At 64.1% G+C, this 11,948-nt stretch carries 15 protein-coding genes; 6 read left to right on the top strand and 9 right to left on the bottom strand.

Features of this window, described 5'->3' with window-relative positions; all coding sequences use genetic code 11:
• Positions 1–195: 195 nt before the first annotated feature.
• Positions 196–540, bottom strand: a complete 345-nt coding sequence (locus V6M48_RS00240; protein WP_332810508.1) for an STAS/SEC14 domain-containing protein — start codon at positions 538–540, stop codon at positions 196–198.
• Positions 541–605: 65 nt separating this feature from the next.
• On the bottom strand, positions 606–1,421 hold the full coding sequence (locus tag V6M48_RS00235; RefSeq protein ID WP_332810507.1) for a MerR family transcriptional regulator: 816 nt from the start codon (positions 1,419–1,421) through the stop codon (positions 606–608).
• A 225-nt stretch (positions 1,422–1,646) separates the two neighbouring features.
• Between V6M48_RS00235 and V6M48_RS00230 the strand changes: the two genes are divergently transcribed.
• Positions 1,647–1,916 (top strand): hypothetical protein, encoded by a 270-nt coding sequence (locus V6M48_RS00230; protein ID WP_332810506.1) that lies wholly within the window; start codon positions 1,647–1,649, stop codon positions 1,914–1,916.
• A 125-nt stretch (positions 1,917–2,041) separates the two neighbouring features.
• Here the strand turns inward: V6M48_RS00230 and V6M48_RS00225 are convergent, their stop codons facing one another.
• The 6 genes from V6M48_RS00225 to V6M48_RS00200 all read right to left on the bottom strand — a co-directional run bounded on the left by V6M48_RS00225 (position 2,042) and on the right by V6M48_RS00200 (position 7,455).
• Entirely contained in the window at positions 2,042–2,299 is a 258-nt protein-coding gene (locus tag V6M48_RS00225) for a DUF6894 family protein (protein ID WP_332810505.1), read from the bottom strand.
• 643 nt (positions 2,300–2,942) lie between these two features.
• Entirely contained in the window at positions 2,943–4,046 is a 1,104-nt protein-coding gene (locus V6M48_RS00220; RefSeq protein ID WP_332810504.1) for an LLM class flavin-dependent oxidoreductase, read from the bottom strand.
• Between the two features lie 45 nt (positions 4,047–4,091).
• Positions 4,092–4,991, bottom strand: coding sequence for a polysaccharide deacetylase family protein (locus V6M48_RS00215; RefSeq protein ID WP_332810503.1), 900 nt, complete (start codon positions 4,989–4,991; stop codon positions 4,092–4,094).
• Positions 4,988–5,635, bottom strand: coding sequence for an isochorismatase family protein (locus V6M48_RS00210; RefSeq protein WP_332810502.1), 648 nt, complete (start codon positions 5,633–5,635; stop codon positions 4,988–4,990). Before V6M48_RS00210 ends, V6M48_RS00215 begins: the two co-directional genes overlap by 4 nt.
• Positions 5,636–6,052: 417 nt before the next feature.
• A complete protein-coding gene (locus V6M48_RS00205) occupies positions 6,053–6,724 on the bottom strand; it encodes a class II aldolase/adducin family protein (RefSeq protein ID WP_332810501.1) in 672 nt (223 codons plus the stop codon).
• A gap of 113 nt (positions 6,725–6,837) precedes the next feature.
• Positions 6,838–7,455 (bottom strand): Yip1 family protein, encoded by a 618-nt coding sequence (locus tag V6M48_RS00200; protein WP_332810500.1) that lies wholly within the window; start codon positions 7,453–7,455, stop codon positions 6,838–6,840.
• A 141-nt stretch (positions 7,456–7,596) separates the two neighbouring features.
• Between V6M48_RS00200 and hslV the strand changes: the two genes are divergently transcribed.
• Both hslV and hslU read left to right on the top strand, forming a co-directional pair.
• Positions 7,597–8,142 carry an ATP-dependent protease subunit HslV gene (hslV, locus tag V6M48_RS00195; RefSeq protein ID WP_332810499.1) on the top strand — a complete coding sequence of 182 codons (546 nt, stop codon included), beginning with the start codon at positions 7,597–7,599 and terminating at the stop codon, positions 8,140–8,142.
• A gap of 67 nt (positions 8,143–8,209) precedes the next feature.
• Positions 8,210–9,511, top strand: a complete 1,302-nt coding sequence (gene hslU / locus V6M48_RS00190; RefSeq protein ID WP_332810498.1) for an ATP-dependent protease ATPase subunit HslU — start codon at positions 8,210–8,212, stop codon at positions 9,509–9,511.
• A 24-nt stretch (positions 9,512–9,535) separates the two neighbouring features.
• Here the strand turns inward: hslU and V6M48_RS00185 are convergent, their stop codons facing one another.
• Positions 9,536–9,871, bottom strand: a complete 336-nt coding sequence (locus V6M48_RS00185) for a hypothetical protein (RefSeq protein WP_332810497.1) — start codon at positions 9,869–9,871, stop codon at positions 9,536–9,538.
• 159 nt (positions 9,872–10,030) lie between these two features.
• Between V6M48_RS00185 and V6M48_RS00180 the strand changes: the two genes are divergently transcribed.
• The 3 genes from V6M48_RS00180 (at position 10,031) to rimI (ending at position 11,866) form a co-directional block, all read left to right on the top strand.
• Positions 10,031–10,603 carry a NifU family protein gene (locus tag V6M48_RS00180; RefSeq protein WP_332810496.1) on the top strand — a complete coding sequence of 191 codons (573 nt, stop codon included), beginning with the start codon at positions 10,031–10,033 and terminating at the stop codon, positions 10,601–10,603.
• Between the two features lie 106 nt (positions 10,604–10,709).
• Positions 10,710–11,384: a tRNA (adenosine(37)-N6)-threonylcarbamoyltransferase complex dimerization subunit type 1 TsaB gene (gene tsaB / locus V6M48_RS00175; RefSeq protein ID WP_332810495.1), complete on the top strand. Its 675-nt coding sequence runs from the start codon at positions 10,710–10,712 to the stop codon at positions 11,382–11,384.
• Positions 11,381–11,866, top strand: a complete 486-nt coding sequence (rimI, locus tag V6M48_RS00170; protein ID WP_332810494.1) for a ribosomal protein S18-alanine N-acetyltransferase — start codon at positions 11,381–11,383, stop codon at positions 11,864–11,866. Before tsaB ends, rimI begins: the two co-directional genes overlap by 4 nt.
• Positions 11,867–11,948: the final 82 nt, after the last annotated feature.

The raw sequence follows: 11,948 nt of genomic DNA, 5'->3' as shown, positions 1-11,948 counted from the left end.
AGGCAGGATGCCATAGCGAAGATAAACGCGGATGGCTTCGCGACCCACTCCGGTCCTTTCCTCGAGCTCGCGCATCTTCATTCGAAGACTATAGTCAGGCTCAAACCGGTCCGGCAACTCAGCGTTTCGGTTAACGGCAATTCCTGATTTGGGGCCGCCACGGAATTACAGCAGTTCGTCTTTGGATCAGGCGCGCTACTTTGCCTCTCCGTGCGTCAGCCAGGCGATCGCTTCGGCAAGATCGTTGTAAATGACCCGGTAATCGCCCTGGCCGAATGCGAGCCGGGCAAGGAAGGCGGTGCGTGTGTCCGGAACCAGGATCGCGATCCGAACGCCCTTGCGATAGAGCTGATCGCTATGCTCCCGCTGGGCAAGCGTCAGGTTGATGCTGGGCGGCTCCATTTCGAGCACGTCGTACAGCACCTGCGAACCTTGTGTTTGGTCGAGGAGGAGCAAAACCTGCTGCTGAGCAATCGCGACTTCTTCTTCGGTCAAGCTGCCGCGGACACGCGCGACGATAAGGTCGCCGCTCAGCCCCACCCAGGTTCGTTGCTCGGCCGTTGGGGACAGAGTCATTCACTCCATGATAGCAGGTCGAGGCGCACTCAGGACACGCCAAAGCGCGTGCCGCCACCCAGCGTTTCGGTGGGCGTCCCTGTCCTTTTAGATGCCCGGTCGTCAACCGTTTCGACGCGCCCACGATCCCCGGATCGAGAGGGCCGGACCGTCACTTTCCCTTTTCCATCTCGGAGGTTTCGCAAAAAGAACTTGGTACGCATGAGGCCGAACACGTCGAGCATCCGCGGCAAGGCCACGGCGCACATTGCCGCAGCCTCTTCCTCCGAGAGGCGTCCTTCGGTTCTCTCGAGAAACTTGGTCGCTTCGTTGCCCGCGACAAATTCGGCAGCTTCGACATAGAAATGCACGATCTCGGGCGGAAAATCGGCGCTCTCGACGAAGCCAGCGCGGCGCATCTGGCCCCAGATCGTGACCAGGCGCGCATCGGTCAGGCTGAGCTTGGGCTCGTCGCCCTCCTGGATCACCTCCGCCGCGCCGACGGCGGAGAAGGCGAGCGCGTCGTCGAGCGCATGCGGATTTTCCTCGATCAGCGTGGAGATCGCAACCATGCTGTTATCGACACCGACACCGATGGCGACCAGTTCCTCGAGGTGCTGGAAGGCAGCGGCTTCGATCCGCTGCTCGGTGGTACGCCCTCGCACGATTTCGGCGATCTGCGTCAGCGTCAATCGACTCTCGCGCTGCAGCTCGCGCACTGCCAGGATCGCTCTGACATGCTCTTCGCCATAATCGGCGACGTTGGGCTTTTTGCGGACCGGCTCGGGAATGATTCCCAGGCGGATGTAGACGCGGATCGTCTCCCGACCGACCCCGGTCCGGCTCTCAAGCTCTTTCATCTTCATCGGGCGCGTATAGCTCCCCAAAGCGCGTTTTCTAGAGAGGCTGGCAAGATGAGCCGTGCTCCGCATATGGGCGCCTCACGCTGCAGACGCAGTCAGCCCGGCACGCCAGAAGCCGGGGCCGCATCCTCTCGCCGTGTGCGGCGTTGGGCGAAGATCGTTCAAGGCACGTTAGGATGTGCCCGGCCTAGCAGGCCACGCCGCGTCATCCTGTTTGTGAGAGTGTCGATGCGTTTGCTTCCCCTCCTGCTCCTAACCAGCTCCTGCCCCGCGCTCGCCCAGGTCGCTTCCCCGCAGACGCCTCCCGTCCCCACCCTTGACCCATCCCGCGCCGATGACGCGATCGACCCCGACGAGGAGGAAGCGGAGGAGATCGTCGTCACCGGCAACCGAAACGCAAAGCCGCGCGGTTCGGCGATTGGCGAGATCAAGCCCGAGATCGTGCTCTCCTCCCGCGACATCCGCACTTATGGCGCGAGCAACATCGGCGAGCGGTAGGCCGGGTTGACGATGCTCGAATAGAGTGGAACCGGCAGTACCGGATAGCTCGGCCTGATGGCCCAGAGCGTCAAAGCTGCCATTGATCTCAATTAGCAATGCATCTGCCGAGGCCGGTGTAGGCTCTAACCCTTGATCGTGACGACCGATCGAAACGGCAGCGTCAGCACAGGCCGCTGCTCCTCGTCCTCCACCTCAATGCGGTAGGAAAGGTTGATCCTCCCTTCCGTTACCTGCTCGCAGATCAATTCGCGTACTGCCTTGATGGCTTCCGCTAGTGCGGCTGCCGCGTCAGGTAATTCCCGTCCCTCGTCGTCCGTGAAGACGATGTCGTCGTGCAGGGTGAAGTAATACACGGGCACAGCGGGGAACGTACGCCGCATTGGAGATAGGGGCCTTAACCTATATCGGGGTTCATAATGTGCCAAAAAGACACACTGTCGCGTTCCTATCGTCAGGCACGGGGAACCCCTTGGAGATCACCAACCACGGTCGAAGCTAACACGACCGCGCTGATGGGTTTTTTGATCAGAACGCTATTCGGTACCGCGTCCTGCATGTACTCATCGGCAGCGATTCCCGCACGTAAGGAACGGCAGCCGCTCTCGGACGAGACGGGCTCGCTCCCGCTCGTGCAAGAATGCCAAGGCATAACGCACCGTGAGCTCCCGGACTGGCTACAGCTGTCGTCCCGGCAAGACATTACGAAGAGCTAAACCAGCCGGTTACGAAGCCCGGCGGCGCCTCGAGCGCCTTTGATGGTCGATTCCGGCTCCCGGTGCGGGGCGCCGCGAACCGCCCTCATCCTGTGCGGTACGGGGACTAGCCGCGAGCGGCTAAGCGCGATCGCCATAGCCAGCTGCGGCTGCCCAGCCTCGTTCAACCTCGCCGCACGTGAACGTCCGCTTCTGTCAAAGACTGATGCGTTCAACAGAATTGGCGTAAAACCGACGATCAGCAATCATGACATTCTCACTACTATCTACTGATGGGTCAGTGGCAGCCTTGCACCCAATGTTGCCCTGGTCAGGCAGGCACCTTCGCCGCGGATACTGGCCCTGCCGACAGCGATGCCGACGAAAGGTGCGGCATGACCTTGTCGCCGAAATCGCGGATGCCCTTCAGATAATCGGTGAAGCACAGCATCACGCCGTCGATGTCGGCTTCCTCGGCGACGCGATCGAGCTTTTCGGCCACCCGCTGGTGCGAGCCGTAGATGACCGGCATGCCCATGAACGCGATGTTGCCGTCCGCCGCCGGGCGGGTCAGCCCGGTCTTCATCTGCTCGGAGCTGCCGGCCGGGTTGGTGTCGAGCGTCGCGCTGGCGATGACTTTGGCGATCGCGCCCTTGTCCGCTTCCGCGATGATCCTGCTGGTGATCGCTTCCGCTTCCTGATCGGTGTCCGCCGACACGATCTGGATGCACGCGAACGTGCCGACCTCGCGTCCGAATTCGCTCGCGGTCGCTTTCAGCTCGCGCACTTTCTGGGGCAGGTTCGCGCCGCTCGCCATGACGAAATTACGGTCGCCCACCTCCGCGACGAAGCGCATGCCGGCGGGCGATTGGCCGGCAGCGACGATCATCGGCTGATGCTTGGGCAGCGGAAAGCACGCACAATCCTCGAGATCGAAGCTGTCGTTCTTGTAGGTGCAATAGCCTTCCGTCCAAAGCTCCTTGAGCACCGACACATAGTCCCGCGCGAGCTGGTAGCGCTGATCGTAATAATCGTCGCTCTTCCACATCCCCATCTGGGTATATTCCGGCTTGTTCCAGCCGGTGACGACATTGAGCCCGCAGCGGCCGTCGCTGATGTCGTCGATGGTGGCGACCATGCGCGCGACGATCGCCGGATGATGCGCCAACAAGGTCACCGACGGGAACAGGTCGATCTTCTTCGTCTCGGCCGCCAGCCCCGCCATCAGGGTGAACGATTCAAGGCAGGAATCCCAATAGCCGGTCTCGCCGCCGAAGCCGCGATACTTCATCATCGAGAGGACCATGTTGAAGCCGAGATCCTCGGCCTCGACGGTGATCTGCTTGTTATGCTCGAACGTCGGCTCGTACAGCGACGTGGCCTTCGAGAGGATATAGCCGTTCGACCCGTTTGGCAGAAATATCCCGTATTTCATCTCTTTCTCCCTGACCCGCCGACCCGGCGACAATCCTGGCCGACCTCACGCGTCCTCGTGACTGTTCTCGTTCTTGTACCAGTCGATGATCTCGCTTCCGGTCGCCAACCACACGTCGCTGCGACTGGTGATGTGCTCGAGCGCCTTCGCAAAGTGCTTTGCGCGATGCGGGTGGCCGATCAGGAACGGGTGCAGGCAGATCGACATCACCCGGCCCGAATTCACGCCGTCTTCGTACAGGACGTCGAACTGGTCCTTGATCATCTCGCTGAACGATTCGCCGCTGTATCCGCCGCCCAGGAAGGCCGGGATATCGTTGATCTCCAGCGAATAAGGGATCGAGTAGATCGGTCCGTTGCGGGTCTCCATCCGGTAGGGTTGCTCGTCGTTCACCCAATCGCAGACATAGTCGACGCCCGCTTCCGCCAGCAGGTCGAGAGTGTTGTTCGTCTCGGTGAGCGCCGGCCCGAGCCAGCCCCGCGGCCGCTCGCCGGTGGCCTTGGCGATCGTGTCGAGCACCTCGGTGAGCTGCTGTCTTTCGACCTCAGGCTCCATGCCGGTGAAGAGGCTCGAATTGTTCTTGCCATGGCCCATATATTCCCAGGCCAGCTTCAACCCTTCCTCGATGATCCTCGGGTTCTCGCTGCAGACGTCGGAGTTCAGCGCAACGGTGCCGCGCACGCCGTAGCGCTCCATGATCTCCATCATCCGCCAGATGCCGACGCGGGCCCCATAATCGCGCCACGAATAGTTCAGCACGTCGGGAGTCAGCGACACCGTCGAGGCGACCAGCGACGTCGACGGCCGGTCGATCAGGAAATGCTCGATATTCGGGATGACCCAGAGCGCGACCCGGGCGCCGTTAGGCCAGCTCAGCTTCGGTCGATCGATGATCGGTACGTAGGGAAAGCGGCCGTGCGACGGCGCGGGAGAATCCTGGTTCATGCTCGATCTTCTCCGTTGAGATAATCAAGGGTCGCCGCCAGCGGGACGACGTCGGCATATTTCCAATGGAGGTCGGCCAGGCTCTGATCATGCGCAGCTTGCGAGCGGTCCCCCACCGCCTCGGGCACGACGATCGGCCGAAAGCCGTACTGGATCGCATCGACAGCCGAGGCTCGGACGCAGCCGCTGGTCGTGCAGCCGGCGATGATCAGGGTGTCGACCGCATCGGTGACGAGCCGCGGCACGAGATCGGTGCCGAAGAAACATGACGCATATTTCTTCGAGAGAATCGGGTCGCCGGCGGCCTTGTCGAGGCGCGGATCGAGCGATGGACCGTCGCCCTTTTCGATCAGGCTCGATGTGCCTTTCATCTTCAGCCCCCAGACTCCCGCGTCCTTCAGCCCGGGGTCGCTGTAGCTGACCGTCGTGAAGATGATCGGGGCGCCTCGCCGGCGCACCGCCTCGATCAGGCGATTCGTCGCCGCGATCTGGCTGTCGAGGTTCGAACCGAGCGGCCGCGCGGCGTCGGTGAAGGCCATGATCAGATCGACCACCAGCAGCGCCGGGTGGGTGCCGAAGCCGAGCGTCTGGCCGAAGCCGCGCTCCTCGAGGAACTTTTTGTCGCCGCGCTCCGCGCCGCTCATGCTTCACTCTCCCCGCCGCAGTCTGCCAAGCTATTTCGACCGTGTGGATCGGGGAAGTAACGTCTTCGGGCGCCAAACATCTTTCATGCTCCCCCAAAACTCAAAAGTGCAGGAATTCCTTCGATAAACAGCAGTTGATCTTCGCCCGGCCTTATCGGGCCACTGCAAGATTCGAGATTGCACCCGCAAACGGCGGCAAGGTCAAGGCCGAGGTCTCGCTTTATGGAGGATGTTCTTTACATGAACCGGCGGGCCGGGCCTGTTTCCGGGTGATCCTGGCCGGCCGTCGGGGGATCCGGATTATTCGAGCAGGGTCGCGCGTTCTTGCGGCTTGGTCACGGCGAGGACGGCGCCGAACGGAGCTCATCCGAGCGGCGGGCTGGACGACAGGCGACCGCCCGCTCCGAGACGCGTGCCTCAGTCGCCGTTGCGGGTGATCCACGCCCACATGCGCTCGATGACGCCGCCGGCGAATACCCTGCGTCCCTCGATCTCTTCCTGGCTCATCACGCCGCTGTCGGGATCGAAGCCCATTGCCCTGACGTCGCGCTCGACCCGCGCGCTATCCTCGAGGAAGACGGCCATGGTCACCGCTTCCTCGAGCGTGCGCCCGGCCGTGATCGCGCCGTTGCCACGCATCACGATCGCCGCGGCATCGCCCATCGTCTCGGCGAGCTTCGCCGCGCTCTCGTCGTCGCGCAGCAGCCGGGGATTGTCCCACAAAGGCGGGCACGGCGCGAAATAGGCACCCATGCCGTGACGCGGCCGCGGCGTGATCTTCTGGGTGGACAAGGTCATCACGTGCGGCGGCGTCGTCCGGCAGATGCCGCCGACGTCCGGCCGCAACCGATAGATCGCCTGGTGCGCACGGACTTCGCCGAGCACGCCTTCGGGAAGCGGGCCGTTGATCGGCACGATCGTCCCGGGCTCGTCGCGGATCATGCCCATCGGCATCGCCGCGCAGACCAGGAGGTGCTCGGGATCGAGCCTCAGGCTGCAATGGCCGTAGGCATGGACCAGCCCCGCCCGCGCCAACCCGCGTGCCGCCTGCCGAACTGTTTCCTGCTGCTCTGAAGTCGCGCTCGTCATACACTCTCTCCTTGGCCGCCGGACTTGGCGACCCAAATGCCCGCCGTTCGGCGTGGTCCACTGGAAGGGCTTGTTACCCTCGATTCGAAATGGTCGATCTTCGCTGCGCCGGCCTATGGCGCGATCCTGTTGCCGCCGAAAGGCATGATCGCCTCGGCGACGAGCCCCGCCAGCAGCGCCAGGACGACCGCCACGACGACCACCGCGGCGGTGTAACCGACCGCCTTGTCCGCCGGCGCCTTCATCAGCCGCGGCAATCCAAGATAGAGCAGATAGACGCTGTACACCGCGCCGACGAGGCCGACGATCCAGGCGATCGGCGGGAACAGGCCGGCGATCCCTGCCACCCACGAAGCGGTCATCGCATAAGCGGCGACCTTGGTCGCCTGCACGCGGTCCTTGGTGCCGCCGAACGTCGGCGCCAGCGCATCGATGATCAACGCAGCAACGAAGACCGACAGGATCGTAGCGACATAATTTATGATGGCGATGCTCACGGCGTCGCCGAGCCCGGGGCGATAGCTGTATCCCAGGACGTTGAAGCCGAACAGCAGCAGGCCGATCGCGCCGCACACTACCGAGATCGCGGCGAGGACGAGCACCCAGTTGCGGTAGATCGCGCCGACCGTCGTCGGTTCTTCGTCGATGCGCGCCCATTCTGCCTTGGGCTCGAGCAGGAGCCGTTTGACTCGTTCGACCAACGGCGGTGCGCTTGTGGGTGGTGTTGCCATCAGATCCCCCTCTTTTGCGTTTCGGTCAGTCAAGCACGTTCTCGAGCCCTGCTCAAGCGCCGCTTCCCGCAGCGCGATTGCACGGCCGCGGCCTGCTCACCATATCGGCTCCGAACACAGTTGCGGGGATAGTGCAGACTAATGGAACAATGGCACGGGACGACGATCCTGGCGGTCAGGAAGAACGGCCAGGTGGTGATCGCCGGCGACGGGCAGGTGTCGCTCGGCCAGACGATCATCAAGCCCAATGCGCGCAAGGTGCGGCGGCTGGGCGGTGACGGATCGGTGATCGGCGGCTTCGCCGGTGCGACCGCCGACGCCTTCACCCTGTTCGAGCGGCTCGAACGCAAGCTCGAGCAGCATCACGGGCAGCTGATGCGCGCCGCGGTCGAGCTCGCCAAGGACTGGCGCACCGACAAATATCTGCGCAACCTCGAGGCGATGATGATCGTCGCCGACAAGGACGTGACCCTCATCCTCACCGGCAACGGCGACGTGCTCGAGCCGTCGAGCGGCGTCGCGGCGATCGGCTCCGGCGGCAACTTCGCCCTGTCGGCCGCGATGGCGCTGGTCGATTACGAAGAGGATGCGGAGACGGTCGCACGCAAGGCGATGAAGATCGCCGCCGAGGTCTGCGTCTACACCAATGAAAGCATCACCGTCGAGAAGATCGAGAATGCGGCCTGATCTGGGTCTCGCCGGCTCTCGTCCTGACTCCTTCATCAACCAGAATTTGAATTGCCAGGAAATTGAATTGAACGACTCTCTTACTCCGAAGGCGGTTGTCGCCGCTCTCGATGCTCATATCGTCGGCCAGGTCGAGGCCAAGCGCGCCGTCGCGGTCGCGCTCCGCAACCGCTGGCGGCGCCAGCGCCTCTCGGACGAATTGCGCGACGAGGTGACGCCGAAGAACATATTGATGATCGGGCCGACCGGCTGCGGCAAGACCGAGATCTCGCGCCGGCTGGCGAAGCTTGCCGACGCGCCGTTCGTCAAGGTCGAGGCGACCAAGTTCACCGAGGTCGGCTATGTCGGCCGCGACGTCGAGCAGATCGCCCGCGATCTGGTCGAGGAGGCGGTGCGCCTCGAGAAGGACCGCCGCCGGCTAGCCGTCAAGGACGCCGCCGAGGAAGCGGCAATGGAGCGGCTGCTCGACGCGCTGACCGGCAAGGGCGCCAGCGAGGCGACGCGCGAGAGCTTCCGCCGCCGCTTCCACGACGGCCATCTCGAGGGCTCCGAAGTCGAGATCGAGGTCAGCGAAGCTCCGTCCACGCCGTTCGAGATCCCCGGCATGGGCGGCCAGGTCGGGATGATCAACCTCGGCGACATCATGGGCAAGGCGCTCGGGCAGCAACCGCGCAAGCGGCGCCGCCTCAAGGTCAACGAGGCGTGGAGCCGGCTGGTCGAGGAAGAGGCCGACAAAAGGCTCGACCAGGACGACGTCAACCGCACCGCGCTGGCCGATGCCGAGGCCAACGGCATCGTCTTCCTCGACGAGATCGACAAGATCGCGGTCAGCGACGTGCGCGGGGGATCGGTCAGCCGCGAAGGCGTCCAGCGCGACCTGCTGCCGCTGATCGAAGGCACGACGGTCGCGACCAAATACGGGCCGATGAAGACCGACCATATCTTGTTCATCGCGAGCGGCGCGTTCCACATCGCCAAGCCCAGCGACCTGCTGCCCGAGCTGCAGGGGCGCCTGCCGATCCGGGTCGAGCTCAAGGCGCTGACCGAGGAGGATTTCGTCCGCATCCTGCAGGACACGCAGGCAAGCCTCACCGAGCAATATCGCGCGCTGATCGCCACCGAAGGCGTCGATGTCAGCTTCACCGACGACGGCATCAGGGCGATCGCCCGCATCGCCGCCGAGGTGAACAGCCAGATCGAGAATATCGGCGCTCGCCGCCTGCAGACGGTGATGGAGAAATTGCTCGAGGACATCAGCTTCGACGCCGAGGAACGCAGGGGCGAGGAGATAAGCATCGACGCCGCCTTCGTCGACCGCCAGCTCGCGGCGGTGGCGCGCAACACCGATCTCAGCAAATATGTCCTTTAGGCCCCAGGAAGCGCGCCGAGCGACCTAGAAGGGCAGCTTCACGCCGACCTGGGCGCCCTTGCGGACCTGGCTGTTGCGCGCGCTGCTCACCCGCGCACCCCCGTAGATCCGGGGTTTGCGCGCAGCCGCCTTGGCGGGCGGCTTGCGCGCGCCGGCCTTTGCGCGGGCTTGCCGATCCGGCGGCCCGGCGAGCGACCATTTGGTTGGCAAGACCTCCACATCGCCGGCCGTCGCGGCGGCCTCAGCCATCTCGGTCGAGATCGCCGCCTGCTCCGGCGCGATGCTCGGCGCCGCCGCCCAAGCCGGCGCGGCAACCCCAGCCGCGAACGGTAGCAACAGAAGCAACGGCGGCTTTCTCATCCTGCTTCCTCATCGGCTCAAAAGCTCCGGCGTCTATAGCATGCGCCGCAGCGTTTGTGACCTCTTTCGTTCGGCGACAGGTGAGCAAGCCCTGCTGGCTGTAGGGGCCACGGCCTTGGCGGCCTTGATCGCGCGCAACAAACTCGCCACATGGGACTCATGCTGATCGAGACTGAAACCACGCCCAATCCGGCGACGCTCAAATTCCTGCCCGGCCAAGAGGTCTTGGGGAGCGGAACGCGCGACTTCGCGACTCCCGAAGAAGCGGAGGCTTCGCCGCTCGCCAACGCGATCTTTTCGACCGGCGACGTCGAGGGCGTCTTCTTCGGCCGGGACTTCATCTCGGTGACGGCGGCGCCCAGCGTCGAATGGGCCCATCTCAAGCCGCAGATATTGTCGGTGCTGCTCGATCATTTCTCGAGCGGTGCGCCGCTGTTCAGCGCGGCCAGCGCCGCCGCAATCGGCGTTCCCGCTGCGGAAGATTTCGACGACGATCCCGAAGATGCCGACGTCATCGAGCAGATCCGGGAGCTGATCGAGACTCGAGTGCGGCCGGCGGTCGCCCAGGACGGCGGCGACATCGTCTATCGCGGCTTCAAGGCCGGCACCGTCTATCTTGCGATGCATGGCGCCTGCTCGGGCTGTCCTTCATCGGCAATGACGCTCAAGCAGGGCATCGAAGGCCTTCTCAAACATTATGTGCCCGAGGTCGAAGCGGTCGAAGCGGTGTGAGGCCATTGCTGGGCCCGCCGACCGCCTGACTCTCGGCGACGATTTGTGAGCCGCATTTCCGAGCCGCCGGCCGGTGCAGACACCAAGCTATTAGGGTTCATTCGCGATGCTGCTGGTGATCGACAGCGCCACTGCCGCCTGCTCAATAGCGTTGATCGACGGAGATCGGCTCGTCGACGAGCGGCATGCGCTGGTCGGCCGCGGCCATGCCGAACATTTGCTGCCGATGATCGAGAGCCTGCTCGGCACGCGACGGCCAGCGGCGATCGCGGTCGATTGCGGACCCGGTAGCTTTACGGGATTGCGCGTCGGCCTCGCCGCGGCGCACGGGCTCGCGATCGGCTGGCAGGTGCCGCTCTCGGGCTACAGCTCGCTGGCCGTGATCGCCGCTGCGGCCCCACCCGCCGAGGCTGGGATCGGCGATGGCGGAGGCGATCAAGTGGCGGTTGCGCTGAACGGCGGACACGGGCAAATCTTCGTGCAGACCTATGACCGCGACCCTCTTGCCGCCCGCGACGAGCTTCGCTCGCTTGCCCCCGAGGATGCGGCGGCGGTCATCTCCGCCCATCTCGTGATCGGCTCCGGCGCACAAGCGTTGGTCGCGGCGCGCGGATTCGGCCAGGCGATCGAGGCGCTGCCGCGCGCCGCCGACGTGCGCCTGCTTCCGCTCGCGTTGCGCACCCTGCCGCCGCGGCCGCTCTACGGGCGCGCGCCCGATGCCAAGCCGCTTGATGCCCAGCCGTTCGAGGCGAAGCCTTCTGCGCCGGAGGCCGCGGCGTGAGCAAGGCTCGCCAGATCACATTGTGCGATGGAAGCCTTGCGGACCTCGACTCTGTGATGACGGTGATGCGCGACAGCTTCAATCCTGCATTCGGCGAAGCATGGACTGGGCCGCAATGCTCGGGCTTGCTGCCGATGCCCGGGGTCTGGCTGACCCTGGCGAGGGACGAGGACGAGGTGATCGGCTTCGCGCTCGGCCGCATCGTGATTCGCGAAGCCGAGCTTTTGCTGCTCGCTGTCCGGAACGATTGGCAGCGGGCGGGCATTGGCCTCTTGCTGATCGACGGCTTCACCGTTAACGCGCTGCGGCGCGGCGCTGAGCGCATGCATCTCGAAGTCCGCGATGGAAATCATGCGGTTAAGCTATACAATCGGGCCGGCTTTCATGAAGTCGGCCGGCGCAAAAACTATTACAGGGGCCCCGACGGCAAAGTGTACGACGCGCTAACCCTGTCGAAAGATGCAAAAAATAGCGCCGCATGACAGGATTTCTCTTGTAAATCACACCGGATCGGACCAATTGGCGCGCAGGAGCAATCCCCCTCCCATCACAAACTGGTAGAGC

It is taken from the genome of Sphingomonas sp. (assembly GCF_036677245.1).
In the GTDB taxonomy this organism is placed as follows: Bacteria; Pseudomonadota; Alphaproteobacteria; order Sphingomonadales; family Sphingomonadaceae; genus Allosphingosinicella.
The sequence above is the reverse complement of the archived record's forward strand: the minus strand, read 5'-3'. Positions and strand labels throughout refer to the sequence as shown.

Excerpts from the sequence above, each read along its gene's own strand:
- V6M48_RS00185 (WP_332810497.1), bottom strand. The coding sequence starts at position 9,871 with ATGAGAAAGCCGCCGTTGCTTCTGTTGCTACCGTTCGCGGCTGGGGTT.
- V6M48_RS00210 (WP_332810502.1), bottom strand. The coding sequence starts at position 5,635 with ATGAGCGGCGCGGAGCGCGGCGACAAAAAGTTCCTCGAGGAGCGCGGC.
- V6M48_RS00215 (WP_332810503.1), bottom strand. The coding sequence starts at position 4,991 with ATGAACCAGGATTCTCCCGCGCCGTCGCACGGCCGCTTTCCCTACGTA.
- V6M48_RS00180 (WP_332810496.1), top strand. The coding sequence starts at position 10,031 with ATGCTGATCGAGACTGAAACCACGCCCAATCCGGCGACGCTCAAATTC.
- hslV (WP_332810499.1), top strand. The coding sequence starts at position 7,597 with ATGGAACAATGGCACGGGACGACGATCCTGGCGGTCAGGAAGAACGGC.
- V6M48_RS00200 (WP_332810500.1), bottom strand. The coding sequence starts at position 7,455 with ATGGCAACACCACCCACAAGCGCACCGCCGTTGGTCGAACGAGTCAAA.
- V6M48_RS00225 (WP_332810505.1), bottom strand. The coding sequence starts at position 2,299 with ATGCGGCGTACGTTCCCCGCTGTGCCCGTGTATTACTTCACCCTGCAC.
- V6M48_RS00205 (WP_332810501.1), bottom strand. The coding sequence starts at position 6,724 with ATGACGAGCGCGACTTCAGAGCAGCAGGAAACAGTTCGGCAGGCGGCA.
- V6M48_RS00220 (WP_332810504.1), bottom strand. The coding sequence starts at position 4,046 with ATGAAATACGGGATATTTCTGCCAAACGGGTCGAACGGCTATATCCTC.
- V6M48_RS00235 (WP_332810507.1), bottom strand. The coding sequence starts at position 1,421 with ATGAAGATGAAAGAGCTTGAGAGCCGGACCGGGGTCGGTCGGGAGACG.
- tsaB (WP_332810495.1), top strand. The coding sequence starts at position 10,710 with ATGCTGCTGGTGATCGACAGCGCCACTGCCGCCTGCTCAATAGCGTTG.
- V6M48_RS00230 (WP_332810506.1), top strand. The coding sequence starts at position 1,647 with ATGCGTTTGCTTCCCCTCCTGCTCCTAACCAGCTCCTGCCCCGCGCTC.